Source organism: Glycomyces buryatensis (genome assembly GCF_004912275.1).
Lineage (GTDB): Bacteria > Actinomycetota > Actinomycetes > Mycobacteriales > Micromonosporaceae > Glycomyces > Glycomyces buryatensis.
Genome location: NZ_STGY01000073.1, coordinates 77,417 through 100,843 on the forward strand (window position 1 = coordinate 77,417; position 23,427 = coordinate 100,843).

Below are 23,427 nucleotides of genomic sequence, written 5' to 3' on the forward strand. Positions count from 1 at the left end.
TGAGTGATATGACCGAGCGGCCGCCCGAGCGCGCCCGACTGGCAACGCTGTCAACCGAACGTGCCGATCCGCGCTATGCGGGGATCGACCGATTGTCGACGCTGGAGTTGGCGCGCACCATGAACGATGCCGACGCGACGGTCGCCGAGTCCGTCGCGGCCGTGCTCCCCGAGGTGTCCGCGGCGATCGACGCCGTGGCCGAGCGCCTGGCCCGGGGCGGGCGCCTGAGATACGTCGGGGCCGGGACCGCCGGGCGGATGGCCGTCATGGACGCCGCCGAGTGTCCGCCGACGTTCTCGACCGACCCCGACCTCATCAAGGCCATCCTGGCCGGCGGCCGCGCCGCCGAGGGCGGAGCCGTGGAGGGCACCGAGGACGACGCCGCCGCCGGGGCGCGGGCCATCGTCGCCGCCGACATCGGCCCCGGCGACGCCGTGGTCGGCCTGGCCGCCAGCGGCCGCACCCCGTTCGTGGTGGCCGCCGTCCGCGAGGCCCGCCGCCGCGGGGCGCTGACCGTCGGACTGTCCTGCAATACCGGCTCGGCCCTGTCGGACGTCGCCGAGCACGCGATCGAGGTGAACGTCGGCCCCGAGGTGGTGGCCGGCTCGACCCGGCTCAAATCCGGCACGGCCCAGAAGTTCGTGCTCAATATGATCTCCACGATCACCATGGTCAAACTCGGACGCGTCTACCGCAACTACATGGTCGACATGCGCGTCCTCAACTCCAAGCTGGCCGACCGCGCCGCCCGCATGATCTGCGAGATCACCGGCGCCGCATACGAAACCGCGGAGCGGTGCCTGGCCGAGGCGGACAACCGCATCAAGACCGCGGTGGTCATGATCGAACACGGTCTCGATGCGGCCGAGGCCGACCGGCGTCTGGAGAGCGTGGGAGGGAAGCTCTCCGGCGCCTTGGCCGGGCCTTCGGAGTCCTTAAGGATCAAGAGGATCAAGGGATTCGGGGACGAGCGGGTTAGAGGGATTCGGAGGCCGGGGCCCCGCTATCGCCAGGCGAGTTGGCGGTGGAGCCGGGTCCTGGCCTCGGGGTCGGGCTGGAAGGCGCGGGCCGCGAGCCAGGCGGCGCCGACCGCCGGGTCCGTGGCCTTCGAGATCCCGGCCTTGGGGTAGACCAGGCGGAACCGCTCCTGGAGCAGGCTCGCCACCGGGGTGGGCCGGGTGAGGAGGCTCCCGGCCATGACGATGGGCTGGTCACGTTCGACCACGAACGCGACCGACTCGGCCAGGTTGCCGACCGCCCTGGCCACGATGGACTTCGCCACCGCGTCGCCCGCGTCGGCCGACTCGCACACCAGGGCCGCCAGGCGCGCCAAGCGGGCAGGCGGGTCGGCCATCGCCTTCGCCACCAAGGCGCCCGAGCGCTGGCTCTCCGGCGAGACGGCCGCGATGATGGCCTCGACGAGGCGCCCGCCCGGGCCATTGCCGTCGATATGGCGAAGGGTCGCGCGCACCGCCTCGCGGCCCATCCAGAACCCCGAGCCCGCGTCGCCGAACAGCCAGCCGTAGCCGTCGGAGCGCCGGTACGGTTCCCGGCCGCGAATGCTGAACGCGACCGCCCCCGTCCCGGCGACCACCACGGTCCCGTCGGGGGCGGAGGAACCGGCGGCGAAGGCGACGACGGCGTCCGAGACGAGCTCTACATCGCAGTCGACCACGAAGCGCCGCTTGAGTTCGGCGGCGACGGTGCGCACCTCCTCGGTCATCGACAGCGCCCCGGCGCACCCGGCGCACACGGCCGCGATCGCCGACGGGTCGATCCCGCCGAGCGCCCGGCGCACCGCCAGCGCCATGTTGGACATTGCGATGTCCCGGTCGCCCCCAACGGGATTGGCGGGCCCGGACGCGCCTGTGCCGAGCACCGCGCCGGTCTCGTCAATGAGCACCGCGCGAGTGCTGGTGCCGCCGGCGTCGAGGCCGACGGCGAGTTTCGGTTCCATGAGGGTCTCCCGATAGCGGTGTGGGCGCGTAAAAATAATTCTCGTGATCTTGACACGAGTGTGGCCTAGATAATAGTTTTTCTTGTACCCATCCGTAATGAAGGGCCGTCACGTGGACGATAACAGGACCGACGCCGCCGCACCGACCCTCGCCGTGGCACCTCCCAGAACCGGTGTCCTGGAACGGATCCGCCGCCAGGGCGGCGAGCTCTCCGACGCCATGTCCAAGGTCGCCGAGCAGGTCCTGGCCGACCCCGAGGCCGCCGCCAACGCCACGATCATGGATCTCGCCGAACTCTCCGGCACGTCCCCCGGCACCATCACCCGCTTCTGCCGCCACCTCGGCTACGACGGCTACGCCGCCCTGCGCGTCGCCATCGCCACCGAGACCGGCCGGGCCTCCGCCAGCCGCGAAAGCGGCTGGGACATCAATATCGGCCAGGAGATCGCCCCCGACGACCCGCTCGACCGGGTCCTCAAGCAGCTCATCACCATCGACGCCACCATGCTGCGCGACACCGTCGACACCCTCGACCTCGCCGCCGTCGAACGCGTCGCCGCCGCCGTGTCGGCGGCCCGCCGCGTCGACGTCTACGGCGTCGGATCCAGCGCCATCGTGGCCCGCGAACTCCAGATGGGCTTCTACCGCACCGGCGTCGCGGCCTGGGTGTGGACCGAGGTCCACGACGCGCTGGCCAGCGCCGCGCTGCTGGAAGAGGGCGACGTGGCCATCGCGCACTCGCACTCGGGCACGACCGCCGAGACCATCGAGATGCTCAGCGAGGCGAGCAGCCAGAACGCCCTCACCGTCGCGGTGACCGCCTGCCCGGAGTCGCCGCTGGCCGAGATCGCCGACGTGTGCCTGGTTTCGGCGGCCAGGCGGACCAGCCACCGCGCGGACCTGCTCGCGTCGCGCCACTCCGAGCTGCTCGTGGTCGACCTGGTGCACATCGCGGTGGCCCAGCGGCGGTTCCCGAAGACCATGGAGGCCTTGGAGTCCCGCGCCCGAGCGGTGGTGGGGCACCGGCCCGACCACTCATCCAGTAGCCGGCAGACCGATCGTTTAGTCCGACACCGAAGTTGGCGCCACACCCAGGCGCAGCGCAGTCACCCTTCAAAGGAGCGAACCCATGAGGAAGAACCCGCCCGATCCCATCACTCCAAACCCCCTGTTCACCAGACGACTGCTCCTCGGCTCCACCGCGGCCGGCCTGGCCGCGACCTCGCTCGGCGCCTGCGCCACCAGCGGTGACGACGGCGGGGTCAAGGAGATCACCCTCGGTGACGACCCCGAGAACCCGTTCGGCGTCGACCCCGAGGCACCGCTGGACGTCGTCATCTTCGACGGCGGCTTCGGCAAGGAGTACGCCGTGCAGCACCAGGCGCTGTACAACGAGGCGTTCGGGGACGCCGAGATCGAGTTCCTGGCCACGCAGGCCATCTCCGAGACCCAGCAGCCGCGCTTCGCCGAGGGCAAGCCCGCGGACGTGCTCGACAACTCGGGTGCCCAGCAGATCCCGCTCGACTCGCTCGTCAGCGACGGCGAGCTGGTCGAGCTGACGCCGCTGCTCGACGCGCCGTCCTACGACGACCCCGAGGTGACCGTGCGCGAGACGCTGCGCGACGGCGTCCTGGAGTCGGGCATGTTCAACGGCGAGTTCTACGTCCTCAACTACGTCTATTCGGCGTGGACGATCTGGTACAACGCGAAGCTGTTCCGCGACAAGGGATGGACCGCCCCGGCCACGTGGGACGAGATGCTCGCGCTGTGCGAGGACATCAAGGCCGAGGGCATCGCGCCGTGGACGTACGCCGGCAAGCACCCGGTGTACCTGTACGACTGGTTCCTCATGCTCGCCGGGCGCCACGGCGGCGTCGAGGTCGTGCGGGCCATCGACCACCTCGAGCCGGACGCGTGGCGCCACGACTCGGTCAGGGCCGCGGCCGAAGCCATGTACGGGCTCTGGGAGTCCGGCTACATCCTGGAGGGGACGCCGGGCATCGACCACATCCAGTCGCAGACGGCGTTCAACGAGGACCGGGCCGCGTTCATCCCGTGCGGTTCGTGGCTTCCCAATGAGCAGAGCGCGATCGCGCCCGAGGACTTCGAGTACATGCCGATCGGCGTGCCCTACCTCGAAGGCAGCGTGCAGCCGGGGCTGATCAGCGCCGGCGGCGAGGAGCCGTTCGTGGTGCCCAAGAACGCGACGAACCTCGCCGGCGCGGCCGAGTACCTGCGGATCATGCTCTCGGCGGAGGGCTCGCAGATCTTCGGCGACACCGTGCAGGCGACCACCGTCGTCAAGGGCGTCGTGCTCGACAATCCGGCCGCGAAGGCGACCGACGCTCTGGTGGCCGACCCGGAGAACCTGTTCCAGCCGCGGTTCCGCTTCTGGTACAAGACGATGGACGACGAGGTCCGGGCCGCCCTCGGGGCGCTCATGTCGGGGGAGTCGACCCCTGACGAGCTCATCGAGCGGATGCAGACCGTCGCGGACGAGACCGCCGCCGACGACAACATCGAGAAGTTCACGCACGACGAGTGAGCGAGCAGGGGACGAAAGACGGCCTGAGCAGAACGGACCTCTCATGAGACACGGCAAGTACCCGTTCATCCTGAGCTTCTTGGCGCTGCCGGTCGGGCTGTACGCCTGGCTGGTGATCCTGCCGTTCGCTCAGGCCTTCCAGATCTCGCTCACCGACTGGAGCGGATCGAGCAACCAGTTCAACTACATCGGCCTGGACAACTACGTCAACCTGTTCAAGGACGAGAACCTGGTCATGCCGGCCATCCGGCACACCGCGATCATCGTGGTGGCCCTGCCGGTCATCACGATCGCGCTGGGCCTGTTCTTCGCGTTCATGCTGAACATCGGCGGGCGCAGCCGCCAGGGCCGCATCGAGGGCGTGCGGGGCGCGCGCTTCCACAAGATCGTCTACTTCTTCCCGCAGGTGCTGTCGGTCGCGATCGTCGGCATCCTGTGGCAGCAGGTGTACGCCCCCCAGAACTTCGGCGGGCTCATCACCGGGACGCTCGACCTGTTCGGGCTGCCCGCCCCGGTCAACGGCTTCCTGGCCGACAAGCGCTTCGTGCTCGTCAGCGTCATCGCCGTCCTGGTGTGGAGTTCGGTCGGGTTCTACCTGGTGTTCTTCTCCTCGGCGATGGCCTCGATCCCGCGCGACCTGTACGAGGCGGGGATCATCGACGGTGCCGGGCGCATCCAGACCTTCTTCAAGATCACCCTGCCGCTGCTGTGGGATTCGGTCCAGACCGCCTGGATCTATCTGTCCATTGTGGCCTTGGACGTGTTCGTGCTGGTGTACATGATGACGCCCGACCGAGGCGGCCCCGACTCCGCGAGTGAAGTGGTCGGCGGCGTCATCTGGAAGTACGCCTTCAACAACGGGGAGCAGGCGTTCGCGTCCGCGCTCGGCGTGGTCCTGTTCTTCGCCGCCCTGACCCTGGCCGTCGTCTCGCTGCGCTTCGGCCGGCGCGAGCAGATCGAATACTGAGGAGCGAGCATGGCCACCCAGACCCCCGCGAAGGCCGAAACAGCCCAACCGGATCCGCCCCGCACGCCCGACGCCCCGCGCGTCGAGGGCCGCGTCATGAACGTGTTCTCCCAGGCCTTCCTGTGGCTGTGGGCGGTCATGGTGATCGTCCCGGTCGCCTGGATCGTGCTGACCTCCTTCAAATCCGCGCGCGAGATCGCCGTCGACCCGCTCGGACTGCCCGAGACCCCGCGGTGGGAGAACTACGTCAACGCCTGGACCAACGGGCACATCGGCGGGTACTTCCTCAACACCCTCCAGGTCATGGTCTTCTCCGTGTTCGGCACCATGCTGCTGGGCGCCATGGCCGCGTACGTGCTCGCGCGCTACGAGTTCCGGGGCAATCGCCTGCTGTACTTCATGTTCGCCGGCGGCATGATGTTCCCGGTGTTCCTGGCCCTGTTCCCGCTGTTCAAGACCCTCCAGAACGTCGGGCTGCTGAACACCTACCCCGGCCTGGTCATCGTCTACATCGCCTACTCGCTGCCGTTCACGGTGTTCTTCCTGACCGCGTTCTTCCGAACGCTGCCAACGGGAGTCGCCGAGGCCGCCCTCATCGACGGCGCCGGGCACTACCGACTGTTCTTCCAGGTCATGCTGCCCATGGCCAAACCGGGCCTGATCGCCATCACGATCTTCAACATCATCGGCCAGTGGAACCAGTTCCTGCTGCCGCTGGTGCTGCTCAGCCGCAACCCGGAGGACGCGGTCATCTCCCAGGGCCTGGCCAACCTCGCACTGCGCCAAGGCTACGAAGGCGACCCGGGCGCGCTCTTCGCCGGCACCGTCCTGGCGATGGTCCCGATCTTCCTCGCCTACGTCATCTTCCAACGCCAGATCCAGGCCGGCCTGACCGCCGGCGCCATCAAGTAGTCGCTCCCGGGGGCGCCCACCGGGCGTCCCCTGTTGCGCCCCGGGTCGATGGGGCCTCCGTGCCGCCAGTTCGTAAACTGGTTATACGAAGGGTGTTTACAAGTGTCGAAATCTGTGGAAATATCTACATTGTTCGATTAAACCCTTCGAAGGAGACGACGATGTCACCTACCAGGCAACCCGGATCCGGTCCCACGAGGCGCTGGCGGAGCGGCCTGCTCGCGCTGGCCGGCCTCTCCGGGCTTATCCTCACTGCGGCCACCTCCGGCCTCGCGGCGCAGGCCCAGACCGATGGGGGCGCAGCGGAAATCGGTACCCAGGAGGCAGTCGTGTTCGACAACGGCCAGCAGATCACCACCACCACGGGCGAACTCATGCACGCCCACGGCGGCGGCATCCTCAAAGACGGCGACACCTATTACATGGTGGGGGAGAATCGCATCGAGAACGGCTTCCTCTTCAACGCCGTCTCCATGTACTCCTCGCCCGACCTGGTCAACTGGACCCACGCGAACGACATCCTCACCAAGGACTCCGACCCCGACCTCGACCCGGCCAATATCGAGCGCCCGAAGGTCATCTACAACGAGTCCAACGACACCTACGTCATGTGGGCGCACAAAGAGAACGGCACGGACTACGGCGACGCCGAAGTGGCGGTCGCGGTGTCGGACACCATCGACGGCGACTACGCCTACCAGGGCTCCTTCCGTCCCCTCGACCACGAGTCGCGCGACATGACCCTGTTCGTGGACGACGGCACCGGCTACCTCATCTCCTCCGCGCGCAGCAACTACGACCTCCACATCTACCGGCTGACGGACGACTACCTCGGGGTCGAGGAGCTGCTCTACAGCTTCGACGGCGACCACCGCGAGGCCCCCGCCATCCTCGAGCGCGACGGCGTCTACTTCCTCATCACCTCCGGCGCCACCGGCTGGAACGCCAACCAGGCGCAGTACGCGACCACCACGAACTTCCCCGCGGGCCCCTGGTCGGGCTGGACGAACTTCGGCGACTCGACCACCTTCGGCTCGCAGTCCACCTACGTCACCGAGATCAGCGGCAGCGCCGGGACCGACTACCTCTACATGGGCGACCGCTGGGGGCCGCAGTTCGGCGGCACCCCCAACGACAGCGAATACGTCTGGCTCCCGCTGGAGTTCCCGTCGGCCACCAGCCTCGACATGGACTGGTTCTCGCAGTTGAGCATCGACACCGCCGCCGGCACTGTCGAAGGCATTCCGGGCGGCGACGACGGCAGCCCCTGGAACTCCACCTTCGTCAACTCCGGCACCGGCAAGTGCCTCGACGTCCCGCACGGCAGCGCCGACGACGGCGTGCTGCTCCAGCAGTACGACTGCCACGGCGGCACCCAGCAGGGCTTCACCTTCGACCCCGTCTACCCCGGGTCCAGCACCGGTTCCATCGCCAACACCGCCACCGGCCGGTGCCTCGACGTGCTCGACGAGTCCACCGCCGAAGGCGCCCCGGTCGGCCAGTGGGGCTGCTGGAACGGTGCCAACCAGCGCTTCACGCTGGAGCCGGCCGCGGACGGCCTCTACCGGATCGTCGCCCGGATCTCGGGGCTGTGCCTCCAGCCCGAGGGCGGCCAGAGCGGGAACAACGTGGGCATCGTCCAGGCCGCCTGCGGTTCCTCGGCCGCCCAACTGTGGGAGATCCCGGGCAGCCCCGCGTAGATGGGTGGTCGCCTTTCCCCTGATTCAGCACCGGTCCGCCCCGGCTTCACGAGAGCCGGAGCGGACCGGTGCGGTGTCCCCTGCTGCGCGGTTCGGTGCGGGCTTCAAGCAAAAGGCGGCAGCGACGGCGGAGCGGGCACTTTCCCGGGCGGGCGTTCCCGGTGCCCGGTCCCGCGGCACTCGGGCTTCAGGCGGGCAGCGACGGCAGAGCGGGGAGGGCGGCCCCGCGACACGCCCGACCGCAGGTGACGAGGCACTTGAGCAGGGAAAACACCGCCATCATTCACCCGATCGAGTGATGCAGTCAGACCCGTCATGTGTCACCATTGAGGCATAGAACAGGAGCACCAAGACAGGAACCCTGTTCGAGGAGCAAACGCGTTGAGGAGGTGACATCGATGGCCCCGAACCCCACCAGCACCGGCCCTGACCGGCGGGCCAAGTCAGCGACCATCCACACCGCGCTCGATGAGTCGGCGGCACTGATCAATGCCGCCCATGCTTCGGTGCTGGCGCATGTGATCGAGGCGAAGACCGCGAACATCCACCGCGACTTCGACGGCTTCTCCGCCCTCCGGGAATGGCTGGTGTCGACCTTCGACTTCCATCAGCAGATCGCCTCCGACCTGGCCGCGATCGCTCGCCGTTCCCGGAAGTTCACCCTCCTCGCCACTGCGGCGACGTCGCAGGCGGCCAGGATCGACCCGGTCGCCTATGCCGTGCGCCAGTTGGACAAGACTCCTGCGATGCGCCTGTACGCGAAGACGCCGTACCGCGAGGCGGTCCCCTCTCCCTTCGACGCCCAGACCGTGTGTGCGACTCCGGAAGCGCTCATCGTCCAGTACTGCGCGCACGCGCCGTTCAAAGACCTCAAGGCACACCTGGCCGAGATCGAAGCGTCCCTCGCTGAGAGCGCGGAGCTGTTCGAAGGGCTCGGGGAGCAGTCCCTGCAATACCTGGAACTGTCCGAGCAGCCCAACGGCATGTGGACCCTGAACGGACAACTCTCGGCCGATACCGGTGCCCTATTCGCCAAGATGCTCGCCACCGCCGTCCCCCCGCCCCGCCAAGACGAAGCCGACCAAGACGGCGACCTGCCCGCCGCCGCGAACCGGAACGCCGAAGCGCTCCACCAGATGCTCGCCGCCTACGGCACCAGCCCCGACGCACCGACCCGGCACGGCCACACCGCGACCCTCTCGCTCCTGTGCGACCTGGAAACCCTGCAAGGCTACGACACCGGACGCACCCCCACCCTCGAAGGCCGGCCGATCAGCCTCGCCAAGGCCCGCCTGCTGGCCTGCGAGGGCAGCGTCATCCCCATGGTCTACGACTATGCGACCGGTGAAGTAGTCGAACTCGGCCGCCAAGAACGACTCCCCAACACCGCCCTGCGCCGCAAACTCGAAGCCGAGCAACCCGGCGGGTGCGCCTGGCACAACTGCGACCGGCCCATCGCCTGGACCGAAGCCCACCACATCGTGCACTGGGCCGACGGCGGTGACACGAACGCGGACAACCTGATCCTGCTGTGCCGCTTCCACCACGGCCGCATCCACACACAGAAGAACAAAGAACATAGCATTTTGAGTACTTATTGTATCAATTGACGTCCTAGCTATCAACTCCAATAAGGAGTAAATTTGGCACTCCCCAGCCCCACTTGCTACAAGAAACTCGCCAAATCGAGCCGTACGGGCGAACATTCCCGGCTTGCGTTTTAACGTCATTTGAGTGATACGGGTGAACTTCGTGGTCATCGAGGGCACGCGCGCGGATGTTTGCTGTTGTGGACCAACATGATTCGACCAACGCACGTGAAGCGGAAATCGCTGCGTTGAACCGGTTTCGGTCGGACCTGTACACACGTGCATGACCTCTCGTGCCGACGGTCTCTTCGAGCTTTCCGACGCGCTGCTGTCCCATGTCGGGAAGGTCGACTCGCTCCCGCATCTGTCGCTGGAGGCGGGCTTCAGCCTTGCTCCGGCTGTGTGAAACAAGTAACGTCATCGTGAAGGAAAGGTTCTAACGCGGACATGCAATCTTGAGATTTTAGCGCATCAAAGTTTCATTTGGGGATATTGATGAGTAGTTACCAGGATGATGTTGACAGTCTGATCAGGCAGATCGAAAACGTAAATTCCTGGATTTGGGACTCGGACGATGTGAGATCTCAAATTCACCTTTTTCGTGGAAGTATGGAGCTATTGGTTTCGGGCAGCCTGGCGGCCGGGCGGCAAACACTTGAAGATCTGCAAATTCTTCGCGATCTAATGGTGCAATTTCAGGGTGAAGACGATTTCGGCGAGATAGCTAACCTCCTTGACGGTTGGCAAGGAGGTGCCGCTAGCATGTACGCAGAGTTGGGTCCGAGTGAATTCCCGCAAATCTGGGCGAACCAGATTGAGTATCTCGATGGCCTTATTGCGAATGTCGGCGGCCAGACGGAGTTGTTGAGAAAGTCGAGACAGATAAGCCGGGATATCGCAAGGGCGGCAATTGCTGATGGTGGCTCAGAAGTTTCAACGGTCGGCAGATTTGGCCTCATTCTGGCCGGTGCAGTAGTGGCCGGTGGCGTCGCCGCAGCACTTCCGGCTTCGGGTGGTCTTTCAACGGTTGCCTTGGGAACCGGCCTCGAGATTGTTGGAAACCTCATTTCAGGCATGGGCGCGGACTCAGATGATGGCGAGATAGAACCGGTATTTAAGTTCGACGGTGACCCGCCGGAGCGACTTGATCAAGCGTTTGAAACTCTCAGAGAGTTGATCGATGATCACTTGAATTTCCGTGAGCAATTCAGGTCGAATGTAATTTTGACTTTCAATGACATTAATCCAGCGAATATTACTATCGGTCAATATGGGCCTGTATCAAGCGAAATTGAGTTTGCGGACCGAAATGACGTCTCACGAGATATCGGTATCCTGCAATTTGTAGGAGACGCGCGCCTGCCGTATCTTGTTGACATATTCTATGGCCTAGGGCAAAAACTCGGAAATAGCATAGATGGCACAGGAGGCGACGCATCTTCCATGCCCCGAGTTCCGGGCGGTGAGCAGTTGGAATACCGCGGTCAAATTCTTGTTGACGCGATCAATTCCTCGGCCCAGTTTCTCGACACACTAGCTGCGAACTTCCGAGCTGCCGCAGCAGATTTTGCGGAGATCGAAAATGTTACACAGCAAGAACTTGAAGGCATCATTAGCGATCTGGAGGAAGTGTGGAATACCCATCCGCCTGATGGACCTGTCGACACTGGCGACATTGACGAGGAACTTCCGGACTGACCACAAGGACCTCCAACTGAGGACCATGCTTGCGTTTTAACGTGATCGGGTATTGACCTGGGAGTTTCGCGCAGTCTTCGGGCACTGCCAGGACCAGTTGATCATTACTCGCGGCCGTTTAACTGGGATTGGCTCGCGGTGTTGTCACTTGTTGGCGGTCTTGGGCGAGATTCCTGGCTTCCATCGTTTCGCCCGGTGGCGGTTCGGCCGTCCTGGCGGTCCTCCGGCCAGGCCACGCTCCCAGAGGTCGGTCTCCCACTTCTCGACGAGCCCGATCGGGGCGAGAATGATTGCGAAGGCCGTCGCTGCGAGGAGGACGAACCGTCGAAGCCTCCCGCCAACCAGGAGCTGCCAGACTTCCCGTGCGCCATCAGCAGCCGATTGTGTTGGATCGCCTGCGGTGATCGGTCCACCATGACGGCGAAGCCATTGCCGTCCAGCAATCAGTAGTAGAAGGACCAGAGCCATTTGTGCCCCTGGAAGGGTGAGCCTGGGGAGGTCCTTTAGGGCGATGCCGGTCGAGGTCAGTATGCAGAACGGCCAGAACGCGGCCATGAGTTTGACGACCCGTCCTGACTCGGAGCCTTCCCCGATGCTCTCCTTCTGCGAGGGTGCGGCGACGAGCGGCCCGATCATGCCGATCAGGTGAGTGAATCCGATGAGGGTTGCAAGTTCGGGCGAAGGCCGCCAATCGAAGGCGGTGACCAGGATGACCGCGAGTGCGACGATGTAGGTGGCGATCGGTTGTTCTCTGCGACGAGCGCTGGAGGCGGCGGCTACTCCCGACCAGAGCCCGAGAGCGACCAGCGCGAAGAGCACTGTGAAGACGAGCGCGATGAGCGCCATCGGGGCGAGGACCTGCTCGGTATTGAGCGAGACGTTGGAGAGGCGCAGGCCGAGGGCGTAGTAGAAGTGACCGTAGCCCTCAAGAACCCCGGCGTAGAGAAGGGTTGCGCTGCCGCCGAGGGTACCGGCGAAGGTGAGCAGATTCTTGGCGAGCGGGCGGTTCGCGTTGCGAAGGCTGAGTGGCCGTTCAGATGTGTTGGGGCTCATGGATTTGATGTTTGCAGGTCAATGCGGCGAGCGGGGTTCACGCTTGGTGATCGGTTGTGAACGGGCATAGCCGGTCACAAGCGGTCACATGGGTGCCGTGTTGTGATCGCCGGTTGCCCAGAGACGTTGACCTCGGCGAGCTTTTTGGGCTCCGACCTCGTCTCCGATAGCGGTGCGGGCTTCAGTGAGGGCGGTCCAAGCATCGGGACGGGTGCGGTCAATGGCGGTGGCCCGTTCCAGGACGGCAATGGCGGCGGCTGGATCGTCCTCGGCGTTGTGGAATGCGGCGAGGTGGAGGCAGGTCGTATACGCGGCTCGCCGGAGTTCGGCGCGTCTGTCGCTGAGCCAGTCGTCGTCGAAGCCTTCGGCGAAGTCGCCGCCGTAGTGGGACAGGGCGCGTGTGAGGTGGTCGCGGCGTTCGGTATCGGTGGTGCTGGCGGCGGCGAGGTGACGCTCGTGCTCGAAGTCGGCCAGGTCGCAGGCAACGTATTCATGGAGACGGTAGCGCTCGGTCTGGTCGTCGTGGACGATGACGCGAATGTCGAGACCGGTGGCGTCCTTGACATCGCGTCGGGCGTCCGAGGTGATGGTGCCGAGATGACCTCGGGCCTTGTCGACGTGGGAGTCGCCGACGACGGTTTCGAGGAGGTCGTCGAGTGTTCGCCCTTCGGTGTCGAGCGCGAGTGTGGTCAGCAGCAGGAGGCTTTTGCGGCGTCGCCATTGGACCGGCCGGTCTTGCCAGAGCAGTGCGGGGGTGCCGAGGAGTTTGAGCCGGAGATCGCCCTGTTCTGGCAGCGGTGCTGGTGCGGGTTTCGGTTCAGGGGCTTCAGCCTCGGGGCGCGCGGCTGGTTCGGAAGGCTGGGGATCTGACGGTTCCGGAGGATCGGTCGGTGTGGGCTCTGGATCGGCTGTGGCGGTGAGGAGTTCGGTAAAGGTGGTCTGGTCGGCGATATAGCAACGGGTGATCTCCTCCAGGCCGGAGCCTTCAGGACCGGTGGTGGTGACTGTGCCGTCGGCGGCGAGCGTAAGTTCGCCGCCGTCCCAGGGCCCAAGGATCAGCGCTCCATTCAGGTCGTGTTTGAGAACTTCGGCCAGGTGCGTTGCCTCGTCTCCCGGTGGTTCAAGGAGCAATAGCAGGGGCGGAAGGTCGATGCGGCCGGCGTTGAGGTCGTAGACGGGATCGTCCGCGCGTTCCTCCGCCGCCTCGATCGCGGCGCCGACGTCGGGGACGATGTTGAGGCTCGCCGGGGCCTCGGCGGAGTCGAGACCGATGGTCTCGGCGACGCTGGCCGTGATGACGATGGGGACCTGTGAGGAGACGGCGGTCAGGACGGTGGCGCGTGCGGCTCCTGCGGCTCCGGGCCCGGTAAGCCCGAGGCCGTCTCCGGTCCAGTCGAGCATGGAGGCTTCTGCGGTACGGGAGGGCCCGGCAGTTCCGAGGGGAAGGACAGTGTCAGTTGCAGTTGTCGGTTGCTCCTCTCCGTCGAGCAGGGTTTCCAGGTCTGCCAGGCGCCCGGTGAGGGTCTCGCCTGTCGTGCCTGGGTCGGAGTCGGTGCGGTCGCGGCGGCGTTTGGCGAGGACCAGGAGGCTGAAGGCGGCTCCGAACGCGAGGAAGGTCCCTGCCGTTAGCCAGAGTCCGACTGGGGCCGCTGCGGTGTCGATGGCGGAGTTGTCATCTGTCGGTGGCGCAGCGGCACTGGTCGATCTGTCGGCATCAGAGCTGGGGTTCTCGGTCGGTGTGGGTTCAGCGGTGGCTGTTGGCGCGGGGATCAGTCCGTCGTCGGTCCCCGGTGTCGATGTCTCCTCGCTCGCGGTGGAGGGACTTTCGGACGGTGGGTCTGCTTCGGGTGTGGGGGCTTCGGTCGGGTCTGGGGCGGCTTCGCTTGTGGGTCCGGGGCTCGGATCTTCCGATGGCTCAGCGGTGTTCGGTGTCTCCTCTGCCGGTTCGTCGGTGGCCGCTTCGTCGACGGGGATCGTGAGTTCCCAACCGGGATAGATCTCGTCCTCGTCGGTGAGCGTCCCGCCGACCTCCTGGGGCACGCCTTCGTTGGCTTCGTAGATCTCCTGCCAGCGGAGCGGGTCGTCCAGGTAGTCGTCGTCGGCGGCGATGTCCCAGAGCGTGTCGCCGCCTTCGACGACATGCGTGACCTCCTCGGTGTCGGCTTGCTGCTGTCGAGCTTGATCGCTGTCCGTATTCACGTTCGCGTGGGTGTCTTGTTCCGCGTGCTGCTCGTCGGCAGGGTTGATCGGGGCGGAGACCGATGCCGGGTCGGCGGCGGCTGACGTTGGTGCTGCCGCGGTGGCCGGGCCTGCGGCGAGGACTGCTGCGATGAGGACGGCGGCGAGCAGCCTGAGCGGGCCGCGGGACGTTGGCTTCGCGGTTGGCGTTCCTCCCGCAGGGGTGTGGATCTGGGCCCAGGTTTCGAAGGCGAAGGCGCGCAGGAGTGCGGCCCACAGGAGCCATCCGGCGATGGCGAGGGCGTTGAGCAGGAGCCGGTCTGAGACGGGGCGGGTGGCCGCCGCCCAGACCTCGTCGAGTCCGGGCAGGTGATCGGGCAGGGGCCAACCGATCTGGACCAGTAGGACCGGCGGCCCTGCCAGGACGGCGGCGACGGCGATGAGGGCGGCCGTGGCCTTGAAGAACTTCATAACGGAGCCTCCACGAGGGTGCCGGACGAGGGTTCGGCGGTCTGGGTTGCCGTGACGTTCCAGGTGCCCTGGCCAATGACGTCGAGCAGGATCGGGTCCCAAGTGGTCTCGATCGTGACGGTGACGGCTTCAGGTGTGGCGCTGGCAGATCCGGAGTGTCCGGAGTCGGTGAGGTAGTCCAGGGCCGCGCTTTTGGCTGCGGCCGGATCGAGCCGGGTTTCACCGGTGGCGCGCCAGTGGGCGAGGTCGATTTCGGCCGCGCCGGTGCGGGCGGCTTCGGCGGCGACGCCTCGGGCGGTGGCCTTGGTCGTGATGCCGAGCCCGGCGTCGAAGACGAGGGCAGCGACGGCGAACAGCGCGAGAGTGAGACCGACGATGTAGACGGTGGCCCCGCCCTCGTCCGGCCATGGCTTACCAGGCTCAGTTTGGGCACTCATAGGTCGGACCGCCACGTGTCGATGCGGGCCGTGCCGGTGGCCGTCAAGGTCCAGGTGGTGCCGTCGAACCCCGGCGCGTTGAGCGTGGGGACCTCGCAGGTGAGTGTGACGGTCACGGTGTCGCCTGGCGCGAAGTTCTCCAGGTCGACCGAGATGTCGAGCCCGGTGCAGGCGCTCGCGCTGGACGTCGCGGTGGCTTCGGCAGCGGCGATGGCATCGGCGCTGGTGCGTTGGAGACTGGCGTCGCGCGCGGCGTGGTAGGCGGCACCGGCCAGGTCGATGTCGGCGGCGATGAGCCTGGTGACGACGACAATGAACAGCATGATCGCTACCGGGACCGGGAAGACCAGGACGGTCTCGACAGTGCTGGAACCGTCGTCCCTCCCGTCTCCTGGATGTCTGCGTCTCATGCCGGTTCCGTCTCGAACTCGGCTTCGACCGGCGCGGTTTGGGTGACCGTGACCGGCAGTGTCAGGCCGGGAATGAGCTCGACCGCGGTGCCCGACAGAGTGACCGTAGCGCTGGCGTCGTCACGGCCGGTCGTGATGTCGAGACCGTTGAGGCCGCCTCCGAGGTCGTTCACCGATTCGAGGGCGACGGTGGCGGCGTCGTCTGCGGTGCCGTCGGCGGTTCGGAGAGCGGTGACGGCTTCGCCTGCGGCGGCGTGAGCGGTGTAGGCGGCGATGCCCCACAGCCCGGCTTGGACCACGATGAGCAGCATCAGCATGAGCGCAGGGGTGGCGATGACCAGTTCGACCGTCGCCGAGCCCTCGTCGGCTCCGTCCGGTGGCTTGTCGATGCGGGTCATTCGAGGAACCCGGCGGCTTCTTCGGCCCTGGAATTGATGGCGACGATGATGATTCCGGCGATGACCGCGATGGTCACGGCCGACATGAGCGCGATGATGATGGTCTTCTCGTCGATCTCGCCGGCGTCTCCGGTCGCGCGCAATCGATGCCACCGGTCCTGGAGGAACGTTTTGAGGATGACTGAGGCAGTGATGAGGTAGTTCATGCGGTGCTCCAGGGTTGGTGCTTCAAAGTCCGGTGAGGACGGCGTATAGGGACGGGAAGAGGACGAAGGTGAGGATGCCTGCACCGAACAGCACCAGCGGGAGGCTCATCTTCTCGGTGTCCGAAGCCTTGTCGGCCTCGATCTCGGCGACGCGGGCGGCGCGCATCGTCTCGGTCCGTGCCGCCAACGATTCGCGGACCCGCGCGCCCTCGTCTCCGGCGAGGCCGACTGTGGCGGCGAGCTGTTCGAACTCGGTGACCCCGATCCGATGTCCGAACTCGGCCAAGGCATCCCAGGGGCGCTGGCCGATCAGGCGGGCCCGCTCCAGGACCGCTGCCACGGCCTGCCACTTCGGGACCGTGCCCGCGCGGGCCGATTCGTAGATGGCCGAGGACAAGCCCGCGCTGCCGGACAGTGCGATCACGACGAGGTCCAGGTAGGAGGACAAGACGTGGCGGTACTCGACTCGGGCTGCGTCGGCGGCCCGGTGCACGGCCATTTCTCCCGCTAGGTAGGCGATGGCGGCGGCGAACAGCCCGGCCCAGACCGGCAGCATCCACGTCACGCCAGCTCCGGCAAGTACAGCCAGTCCCGCGAGCACGGCCGGGGCGAACGTAGCGGCGAAGGTCGTGATGGCTTGGCGTCGAAGGTGGCCTGTGACGCTTCGACCCAGGCAGGCCAGATCGGCTCGGGTGCGCTTCGACGGCAGGCCGACCTTCACGGCGACGCCGGTCGCCTCGGTGCCTTCGTCGGCGCCGGACAGTCGGGCCAGGGCTCGGTCGAGCTGTCGGCGACGCGGTTTCAGCCCGGCCAGGGCCACCCATGCGCCGCCGCCGAAGACCGCGCCGAGCAGGACCGCTGCTGTCACGCTCATGCCGTGCTCCCGCCGAGGAGACGGACGGCTCGGGCCGGGGCGGAGAGGCTGGCGAGCCACCACAGCGCGAGCGCGTAGATGCCGACCACGAGCGCCAACACCATCTGACCGGTCGCATTGCCGTACGGGGCCAGGAAGTCTCGGTTCAGGACGATCAGCCCGGCTGGGAAGATCAGGGCGACGGCGGCCATGATGCGGCTGGCCGTGCGAACCCTCGCCCGCGACGCCTGGATGCGCATGCGCACCGCCGCGCCTTCGCGAGCGGTGCGCGCTAGCCGCGAGAGCAGGTCGGACAGGTTCCCCGATTGGTTCGCGGCGGCGCTGAGTGCCATGACGGCCATGTCGGCGGTCTCGTCGTCGACAGCTCTGGCGAAGTCCGCCAGTGCATCAGACAGCGATCGTCCGGCGTGGAGGTCGTCGGCGAGCGCGGCTACTTCGGCGCGGATGCGGGGTGGGGCGTAGGCGGCGGTTGCGGTGATGGTCTGTTCCAGCCCGGCCGCTGCTGCGAGGACGTCGCGGAGGCTCTCGATCCATGCTGCGATGGCGTCGATGCGTTCGATCTCGGCGCGGCCGGTCTGCTCGGACCCGAAGAGACGTGGTGCGAACCAGGCCAGCGCGCCCGCCGCGAGCGCGGCGACCGGCCAGCCGGTGAAGAGCCCTGCTGCTGTTGCGGCGGCGAGTGCGGCGAGGAGTCGCTTCCAGTGTTCGCGCAGCCAGGACCGCCGGGCGGTGTACTGCGCTGCGACGGTAGGTCGGTTTCTCAGCCCGAGTGCTGCTATGACCGTGCCGAGGCCGAAGACGGCGCCGAGCGCGAGGGCGGTCTGCACGGTGCTCATCGGCGCATCACCGCCTGCTCAGGCCGCCAACCGGTGGCTGCCAGGCGGTCGCGAAGGCTCTCGGAGGGCGGTGAGGCCGGCGCCGCCCGACCGCCGGGGCCGGTGCGGAAGAGCTCGTTGCTGGTCACGGTCGATCCGTGCGCGCTGCACAACTCTCGGATCGAGACCACCCGCCGGACACGGTCGGTGCCGCGCGAGAGGTGGACGACTAGGTGCACCGCTTCGGCGATGAGTCGCGCCACGGCCGTCTCGGTGAGCTGCGATGCGGCCTCCAGTCCGTACAGCATGAGCTTGGAGACTGCGCCTTCCGAAGAGGACGCGTGGATGGTCGATAGGGACCCGTCGTTGCCTTGGGTCATGGCGTGCAACATCGTGATGGTTTCCGCGCCCCGGACTTCTCCGACGAACACCCGTGAGGGGTTCATGCGCAGTCCGGCTCGGAACAGGTCACCGAGGCCGACTTCCCCGGCGCCTTCGAGGTTCGCCGACCGAGCTTGGAGTGCGACGACGTTGGCGTGCACGTCGGGGTCGCCGTCGAGGGCCAGTTCGTAACTGTCCTCAATCGTCACGAGGCGTTCGGCCGGATCAAGCAGCGCGGCTAGGGAGCGCAGGAGCGTCGTCTTGCCGACGCCGGTCTCTCCGGAGACGACGATGTTGCACCGGGCCCCAATCGCCGCTTTCAGCAGCCGCGTCATGGCCGGGGTGAGTACGTTGAGGCGTTCGAGCTCGGCGAGGTCGGCTTTCAGGTGGCGGTGGCGGCGGATCGATACTGCCGGGCGGCGGGAGACGGCCATGACCGCGTTCAGTCGTGACCCGTCCGGCAGCTGGAGATCGAGGATCGGCGCCGAGCGGTCCCAGCGGCGTTCTTGCGACGCGAGGCCGCCGCCCGCCGCGATCGAGCGGACCATCTCGATGAGCTCGCGGTCAGAGGAGGCGACCGGCGGGGCGGGCAGGTCGACGCCGCCTTTACGGATCCAGACGTTGTCGCACCCGTTGCACCAGATGTCTTCAACCGCTTCGTCATCCAGCAGCCGCGCCAGACCTCCGGTCCCGGCCAGGTTTGCCGAGACCTCCCTGCCCAGTCGTGCCCGCAGTGCTGGATCGAGCGGCGCGTCGCCGTCCATCAGACGCGCCCCGTTGTGGTCGCGCAGCACCGCCTCGACGGCCATCGCCGCCGCCGCGTTCTGATCGGTGGGCAGCCCGTACTCGTCGGTCCGCTCGCGAAGCCACTCCCGCGCGGCCTCGGTCAGCGCCGCGATCAGGGCCGTTTCATCGATCGCCATCGGCTGCTCCAGTCGGGTGCGCTTCGACGGCGAGCGCGGCCTTCGGCACCGACCGCAGACGCTCGGCCACGGTGGAGGCGAGTCGGGCCCATTCCTTCGCGGCGCGTCGACGGGCGCGGCCTCGGACCGCACCGTAGACCACCTCGGGGGCAGGCATCGCTCCCAGCACTTCGGCCCGCTCATACTCAGCGAGCGCGGCAGCTACCTCGCTTGGCAGGTACTCACCGCCCGCGCACACCACGAGTACCGGCCCGGCTCGGCGGGCCGATAGTCCTGCCAAGTGGCTGCGCATATGCGCCACTGCGGAAACCGAGCCTTCGACCAGCAGCACCGCCACCTCGGCGTACTCGACCAGATTCCACACCGGCGACTCGGGCCAGAGCCTGCCGACATCCGCAAGGGCCACGCCCGCAGCCGGGTTGAGCGCCTTCGAGGCCGGCGGGCTCACGACCGGCAGTGCGGCGGCGACCTGCCGACCGCCCGGCGGCGCGCACACCACCCCCACCCGGCGTCCGACCACCTCCAGGTGCTGGACGCCGTAGACCAAGGGCTCCTCGCCGACTCCTCCGGCATCCGCCGCCGCAGCGACTTCGACGAGACCAGGCCGGAACGGAACGCCCCACCGCGCCGCCACGTCACCGCCGGTCGGATCGACCTCCACCACTCCGGCCGTCTGTCCGTCCGGCCACCACGCCGCCAACGCCAGACTTGTGGCCGTCACCCCGACCGACCCTGAAACTCCTGCCACCGCAACAAGACTCATCAGCCGCCCCCGTCCGATCCGAGGGCAACCATCACCGCCCCGTCGAGGTTCGCCAGCGCCAGACTCGCCGCGTCGTCCTCGGCGAACTCGATGCCGAACAGCGCGTCCTCACCGGAGGCGGTCACGCTGGACACCACTGCCTCAAAGCTCCACACTGCCGAACCTGAATCCGCTGCCGTGTCTTCGCCATCGCCGCCGCTGCCCAGCGGGGCATACACCGCGACCCGCCAACCAGGTTGCGCATCGACCGGGAAGCGACCGGCGGTCAGCAGCAACGTGGTCACCGCTCGGCCCTCATCCGGCCAGGCCTGGCCGGTCAGCATCGACTCGGTCAGCGGCGTTCCCGCCACCACCGGCACAGCGAGAGCGCTCCCGACCGCCGCCGAGGCATTGTCGGCTTCGATCAGGTCGAGCCGGTCGTCGACGACCATCGACACTTCAGCGGTATCGGTCAATTCCAGTACCTCACCGGCCGCGAGGTCTTCGGCGGCCACCAAGACCGGTACCCGCTCCTCACCGTTCAACGCCACCAGTGCGAAAGCGACGGCGGACACCACCATCACCAACGCGCCGACGAGCGCCAACGGCCACGACCTGCGCCGTGGCAACCGCGTCCCACTGGTCTCGGGCTCGGCCACGACTGGAGCGGTCTCGGAGGTCAACGTCTGACTCATCGCACGATCACCGACCGGGCCTCAGCCACTTCCCACGTCGTCTCGGACACCGTCGCCAAATCAGCGAAACTGCCACTGTCGCCGGTCGTGGAAGTCCAGGCCACCGTCCAATACACCGTCGCCGTCACATCGACCTCGGAGGCCGAGCGCGTATAGGTGTAGTCGCACCCATCAGGTGACTCGGCATCCGGGGCCATGCCTGGACGCCAAATCGTTCCAGGTCCTTCACACTCCACCTCGGAGCCGTCCCCGAGATCCCACACCACACGCGACGGCGCGGCCGTCGCGGTCACCGTCACGCTTCCGGCAGTCACCGACGCCGACACCGAGTTCCACGACGACTCCGAAACCGCCAACCACACCGGCAAATGCACCAACTGTCGGTCCGCAGGTGAAGCCGCCAAATCCGGCCCCGGCAGCGCCAACCGATCCCGCGCCGCTGCCGCCAACCCAGGGACCGGGTCTGATTCCGGCTCAGGCTGACACTTCTCGGGCCACTCCTCGACGGGCAGATCGGTGTATTCGATGGCCGCGCATTCCGAGCCGTCTCCTTCTCCCGGAGCAGGACCATTCTCGTCGTGATCGTCGCCGATCGGAGAGGTGGGCGAGTCGTCGGACGGCGACTCGGGCGATCCTTCTCCGTCCTCGCCTGCGTAGAGGTCACAGGCGGGTTCACCGGGCGGGCATTCCACGTCACCACGGTTGTCCGCCATGACGGTTCCAGGGGAGGCGAGCAATACGAAGCTGAACAGGCCAGTTGCCACGATTGTCGTTCGAATGAGTTTCAGCATGATCCGAGCTCCTGCACGTTGACCACGTCCACGACCCATCCGTCAGCGGACTTCAGGACCTCGGCTCGCGAGCCGCGCCTTCCGTACTCTTCGCCTTCGACCGGCACCTCCGTGCCCGCGTCGACAATGACTGCCGTGGACGTATCCATGCACAGCTCGATGAGGATCGTCGTCGGATCTTCCTCGGGGGTCCGTTCCAGGACCGTCGTATCGCTGATGACCGCCAGACCATTCTGCTTCTGATCCTGGTCGACCATACTTTGCGCGATGTCTTGGGCGGCTTGGAGTGCCTGCCCGGTCGCTACTTCTTGGAGCGCGTCGTAGTCGGGGTCAGGAATCGCGGCTGCTTCATCGACCGCCTTCCAGTACGCCTCGACAGCGGCCTCGGCGGCTTCATCTGGAGTCGGTTCGGATTCGTCCGCAGTGGAAGACTCAGCTTGCGACGGCAGGCTATCGGTCGTGTTGTCACCGGGATCACCTGGCCCGGTGCAGGCAGCAGCCACGGCCGTCATGAGGCCGAAAGCTATTGAAATGAGGAGTCGGCGGCCCATAGGCAAAACCTCCTAAATGGGGATCAAGGAGGACCTGAGACCTACCGTCTCGTAACCCTGAGCAATGCGTCAAGGGATCACAAGCAAAAATCTGACACAGAGCATGAATTTGTGGTTACACAAAGTCGCACCAGGCTCTCAGATGTCAACTCGTCACAGTAGTGACGCGAGTATCCCTAATGGTCAATGGAGTCAATGGGTCGGCGAGCGTGGCGTCTGCATCACTGGGCATTGAGTCATTCGACCTGCTGGAGGTGCCGCGCCCATTTCAAGGCGTGGTCGCTCATCTGGGCGAACAGGGCCCGCCCGGGCTTCCGCATGGCGAGGTAGGCCCAGACGCCGAGCATCTCGACGGCGAACATCCGACGCACCTCGGGTTCGAGGTCGGGGTGCGGGAGGTGGGCGAGCCGCCACCGGTCGGCTTCCTCGCATGGGTGCCCTGCGGCGACGAGGCGGAGGGTGAGCATTTCGGCGTCGACCCAGGGCGCGGCCCGGCGTGCCCACGCCCAGTCGATCAGCTTGGCCTGGCGTTCATCGATGAGGAGGTTGAGTTCGTGGAGATCGGTGTGCGCAAGGTGGTCACCGGCCAAGGCATCAAGGGCCGCGGCTTCTTGCCCCGCGAAGCGGTCCAGATTCGCACTGACCCACTGGTCCAGCTGCTCAGGCGGCTTGACCGCAAGTCGCGCCCAGGGGCGCATCTGCTCCCACCGCCGCGATTCGGAGGCGAACGTGTCGCGGCCTGCGAGCGGGGACCGTGCGGCCAGATCGTGCAGTGCCTTGGCGATGTGGGCGAGGTCCGGTGAACCCGGCACGAGGCTGGCATGGCGGCCTTCGACGTATTCCCAGCCCAGGAGAACCCACTCGTCGGCTTCGACCACCCAACGCAGGCCCGGCCCGGGGACGCCCGCTCGTGCGGCAGCGGCCTCGTTGCGGTACATCCACACCCGGGGGTCGCCTGCTCGGATGCCTTTGTAGAAGACGGCGCCGCCGTCGGTGTCGAGGACACCGGCGGCGGCATTGTTCATCCCCGCGGCGACCGGGCTGACCTGTCCGATGGGTCCGCAGCGCCTGCCCACCTCGCGGCGGACGGCCTCGGGCAGGTCAGTCCAGTCGCAGCGGTCCACGTGGCTCCC

22 protein-coding genes and 2 pseudogenes are annotated in these 23,427 nt (G+C 66.8%); 9 read left to right on the forward strand and 15 right to left on the reverse strand.

Annotation, left to right across the window (positions count from 1 at the left end):
- Positions 1-8: 8 nt before the first annotated feature.
- Positions 9-908, forward strand: a pseudogene (gene murQ, locus FAB82_RS22595) (N-acetylmuramic acid 6-phosphate etherase); the annotation flags it as partial.
- A gap of 95 nt (positions 909-1,003) precedes the next feature.
- Here murQ and FAB82_RS28150 read toward each other — a convergent pair.
- The gene (locus FAB82_RS28150; protein ID WP_136536825.1) at positions 1,004-1,957 is read right to left on the reverse strand and encodes an N-acetylglucosamine kinase; all 954 of its coding nucleotides are present in this window, start codon (positions 1,955-1,957) and stop codon (positions 1,004-1,006) included.
- 112 nt (positions 1,958-2,069) lie between these two features.
- On the opposite strand from FAB82_RS28150, the pseudogene FAB82_RS22605 reads away from it, so the two are divergent.
- The 8 genes and pseudogenes from FAB82_RS22605 to FAB82_RS22635 all read left to right on the forward strand — a co-directional run.
- Positions 2,070-3,005, forward strand: a pseudogene (locus FAB82_RS22605) (MurR/RpiR family transcriptional regulator); the annotation flags it as partial.
- A gap of 82 nt (positions 3,006-3,087) precedes the next feature.
- Positions 3,088-4,503 (forward strand): N-acetylglucosamine/diacetylchitobiose ABC transporter substrate-binding protein, encoded by a 1,416-nt coding sequence (gene ngcE, locus FAB82_RS28155; RefSeq protein ID WP_136536827.1) that lies wholly within the window; start codon positions 3,088-3,090, stop codon positions 4,501-4,503.
- 43 nt (positions 4,504-4,546) lie between these two features.
- Complete coding sequence (locus tag FAB82_RS22615) at positions 4,547-5,470, forward strand: carbohydrate ABC transporter permease (RefSeq protein WP_136536828.1); 924 nt, start codon at positions 4,547-4,549, stop codon at positions 5,468-5,470.
- Between the two features lie 9 nt (positions 5,471-5,479).
- The gene (locus FAB82_RS22620) at positions 5,480-6,382 is read left to right on the forward strand and encodes a carbohydrate ABC transporter permease (protein ID WP_136536829.1); all 903 of its coding nucleotides are present in this window, start codon (positions 5,480-5,482) and stop codon (positions 6,380-6,382) included.
- A gap of 161 nt (positions 6,383-6,543) precedes the next feature.
- Positions 6,544-8,082, forward strand: a complete 1,539-nt coding sequence (locus FAB82_RS22625) for an RICIN domain-containing protein (RefSeq protein ID WP_136536830.1) — start codon at positions 6,544-6,546, stop codon at positions 8,080-8,082.
- 398 nt (positions 8,083-8,480) lie between these two features.
- Positions 8,481-9,692: an HNH endonuclease signature motif containing protein gene (locus FAB82_RS22630; protein WP_136536831.1), complete on the forward strand. Its 1,212-nt coding sequence runs from the start codon at positions 8,481-8,483 to the stop codon at positions 9,690-9,692.
- A gap of 262 nt (positions 9,693-9,954) precedes the next feature.
- Positions 9,955-10,077 carry a hypothetical protein gene (locus tag FAB82_RS28460; RefSeq protein ID WP_281276937.1) on the forward strand — a complete coding sequence of 41 codons (123 nt, stop codon included), beginning with the start codon at positions 9,955-9,957 and terminating at the stop codon, positions 10,075-10,077.
- Positions 10,078-10,166: 89 nt separating this feature from the next.
- The gene (locus FAB82_RS22635) at positions 10,167-11,369 is read left to right on the forward strand and encodes a hypothetical protein (RefSeq protein WP_136536832.1); all 1,203 of its coding nucleotides are present in this window, start codon (positions 10,167-10,169) and stop codon (positions 11,367-11,369) included.
- Positions 11,370-11,513: 144 nt separating this feature from the next.
- On the opposite strand, the gene FAB82_RS22640 is transcribed toward FAB82_RS22635, so the two are convergent.
- The 14 genes from FAB82_RS22640 to FAB82_RS22705 form a co-directional block, all read right to left on the reverse strand.
- Entirely contained in the window at positions 11,514-12,422 is a 909-nt protein-coding gene (locus FAB82_RS22640; RefSeq protein WP_136536833.1) for a hypothetical protein, read from the reverse strand.
- 84 nt (positions 12,423-12,506) lie between these two features.
- Positions 12,507-15,071, reverse strand: coding sequence for a BTAD domain-containing putative transcriptional regulator (locus FAB82_RS22645; RefSeq protein WP_136536834.1), 2,565 nt, complete (start codon positions 15,069-15,071; stop codon positions 12,507-12,509).
- Positions 15,068-15,508 (reverse strand): hypothetical protein, encoded by a 441-nt coding sequence (locus FAB82_RS22650; protein ID WP_136536835.1) that lies wholly within the window; start codon positions 15,506-15,508, stop codon positions 15,068-15,070. The genes FAB82_RS22645 and FAB82_RS22650 overlap by 4 nt, the downstream gene beginning before the upstream one ends.
- Positions 15,505-15,918 (reverse strand): TadE/TadG family type IV pilus assembly protein, encoded by a 414-nt coding sequence (locus FAB82_RS22655; protein ID WP_136536836.1) that lies wholly within the window; start codon positions 15,916-15,918, stop codon positions 15,505-15,507. The genes FAB82_RS22650 and FAB82_RS22655 overlap by 4 nt, the downstream gene beginning before the upstream one ends.
- Positions 15,915-16,316 carry a TadE family protein gene (locus FAB82_RS22660; protein WP_136536837.1) on the reverse strand — a complete coding sequence of 134 codons (402 nt, stop codon included), beginning with the start codon at positions 16,314-16,316 and terminating at the stop codon, positions 15,915-15,917. Before FAB82_RS22660 ends, FAB82_RS22655 begins: the two co-directional genes overlap by 4 nt.
- The gene (locus FAB82_RS22665; RefSeq protein ID WP_136536838.1) at positions 16,313-16,522 is read right to left on the reverse strand and encodes a hypothetical protein; all 210 of its coding nucleotides are present in this window, start codon (positions 16,520-16,522) and stop codon (positions 16,313-16,315) included. Before FAB82_RS22665 ends, FAB82_RS22660 begins: the two co-directional genes overlap by 4 nt.
- Before the next feature lie 22 nt (positions 16,523-16,544).
- A complete protein-coding gene (locus FAB82_RS22670) occupies positions 16,545-17,396 on the reverse strand; it encodes a type II secretion system F family protein (RefSeq protein WP_136536839.1) in 852 nt (283 codons plus the stop codon).
- Complete coding sequence (locus FAB82_RS22675; RefSeq protein WP_136536840.1) at positions 17,393-18,232, reverse strand: type II secretion system F family protein; 840 nt, start codon at positions 18,230-18,232, stop codon at positions 17,393-17,395. Before FAB82_RS22675 ends, FAB82_RS22670 begins: the two co-directional genes overlap by 4 nt.
- Complete coding sequence (locus FAB82_RS22680; protein ID WP_168801723.1) at positions 18,229-19,515, reverse strand: TadA family conjugal transfer-associated ATPase; 1,287 nt, start codon at positions 19,513-19,515, stop codon at positions 18,229-18,231. Before FAB82_RS22680 ends, FAB82_RS22675 begins: the two co-directional genes overlap by 4 nt.
- Complete coding sequence (locus FAB82_RS27250) at positions 19,502-20,236, reverse strand: hypothetical protein (RefSeq protein WP_168801724.1); 735 nt, start codon at positions 20,234-20,236, stop codon at positions 19,502-19,504. Before FAB82_RS27250 ends, FAB82_RS22680 begins: the two co-directional genes overlap by 14 nt.
- 41 nt (positions 20,237-20,277) lie before the next feature.
- Positions 20,278-20,862, reverse strand: coding sequence for an SAF domain-containing protein (locus FAB82_RS22690; RefSeq protein ID WP_168801725.1), 585 nt, complete (start codon positions 20,860-20,862; stop codon positions 20,278-20,280).
- Between the two features lie 86 nt (positions 20,863-20,948).
- A complete protein-coding gene (locus FAB82_RS22695) occupies positions 20,949-21,743 on the reverse strand; it encodes a hypothetical protein (protein ID WP_136536844.1) in 795 nt (264 codons plus the stop codon).
- Entirely contained in the window at positions 21,737-22,294 is a 558-nt protein-coding gene (locus tag FAB82_RS22700) for a hypothetical protein (protein WP_136536845.1), read from the reverse strand. The genes FAB82_RS22695 and FAB82_RS22700 overlap by 7 nt, the downstream gene beginning before the upstream one ends.
- Before the next feature lie 236 nt (positions 22,295-22,530).
- Complete coding sequence (locus FAB82_RS22705) at positions 22,531-23,418, reverse strand: phosphotransferase (RefSeq protein WP_136536846.1); 888 nt, start codon at positions 23,416-23,418, stop codon at positions 22,531-22,533.
- Positions 23,419-23,427 lie beyond the last annotated feature (9 nt).

Excerpts from the sequence above, each read along its gene's own strand:
- FAB82_RS22680 (WP_168801723.1), bottom strand. The coding sequence starts at position 19,515 with ATGGCGATCGATGAAACGGCCCTGATCGCGGCGCTGACCGAGGCCGCG.
- FAB82_RS22695 (WP_136536844.1), bottom strand. The coding sequence starts at position 21,743 with ATGCTGAAACTCATTCGAACGACAATCGTGGCAACTGGCCTGTTCAGC.
- FAB82_RS28460 (WP_281276937.1), top strand. The coding sequence starts at position 9,955 with ATGACCTCTCGTGCCGACGGTCTCTTCGAGCTTTCCGACGCGCTGCTG.
- FAB82_RS22635 (WP_136536832.1), top strand. The coding sequence starts at position 10,167 with ATGAGTAGTTACCAGGATGATGTTGACAGTCTGATCAGGCAGATCGAA.
- FAB82_RS22655 (WP_136536836.1), bottom strand. The coding sequence starts at position 15,918 with ATGAGACGCAGACATCCAGGAGACGGGAGGGACGACGGTTCCAGCACT.
- FAB82_RS22645 (WP_136536834.1), bottom strand. The coding sequence starts at position 15,071 with ATGAAGTTCTTCAAGGCCACGGCCGCCCTCATCGCCGTCGCCGCCGTC.
- FAB82_RS28150 (WP_136536825.1), bottom strand. The coding sequence starts at position 1,957 with ATGGAACCGAAACTCGCCGTCGGCCTCGACGCCGGCGGCACCAGCACT.
- FAB82_RS22670 (WP_136536839.1), bottom strand. The coding sequence starts at position 17,396 with ATGAGCGTGACAGCAGCGGTCCTGCTCGGCGCGGTCTTCGGCGGCGGC.
- FAB82_RS22625 (WP_136536830.1), top strand. The coding sequence starts at position 6,544 with ATGTCACCTACCAGGCAACCCGGATCCGGTCCCACGAGGCGCTGGCGG.
- FAB82_RS22630 (WP_136536831.1), top strand. The coding sequence starts at position 8,481 with ATGGCCCCGAACCCCACCAGCACCGGCCCTGACCGGCGGGCCAAGTCA.
- FAB82_RS22615 (WP_136536828.1), top strand. The coding sequence starts at position 4,547 with ATGAGACACGGCAAGTACCCGTTCATCCTGAGCTTCTTGGCGCTGCCG.
- ngcE (WP_136536827.1), top strand. The coding sequence starts at position 3,088 with ATGAGGAAGAACCCGCCCGATCCCATCACTCCAAACCCCCTGTTCACC.
- FAB82_RS22700 (WP_136536845.1), bottom strand. The coding sequence starts at position 22,294 with ATGGGCCGCCGACTCCTCATTTCAATAGCTTTCGGCCTCATGACGGCC.
- FAB82_RS22660 (WP_136536837.1), bottom strand. The coding sequence starts at position 16,316 with ATGACCCGCATCGACAAGCCACCGGACGGAGCCGACGAGGGCTCGGCG.
- FAB82_RS22675 (WP_136536840.1), bottom strand. The coding sequence starts at position 18,232 with ATGAGCACCGTGCAGACCGCCCTCGCGCTCGGCGCCGTCTTCGGCCTC.
- FAB82_RS22620 (WP_136536829.1), top strand. The coding sequence starts at position 5,480 with ATGGCCACCCAGACCCCCGCGAAGGCCGAAACAGCCCAACCGGATCCG.
- FAB82_RS22640 (WP_136536833.1), bottom strand. The coding sequence starts at position 12,422 with ATGAGCCCCAACACATCTGAACGGCCACTCAGCCTTCGCAACGCGAAC.
- FAB82_RS22650 (WP_136536835.1), bottom strand. The coding sequence starts at position 15,508 with ATGAGTGCCCAAACTGAGCCTGGTAAGCCATGGCCGGACGAGGGCGGG.
- FAB82_RS22665 (WP_136536838.1), bottom strand. The coding sequence starts at position 16,522 with ATGAACTACCTCATCACTGCCTCAGTCATCCTCAAAACGTTCCTCCAG.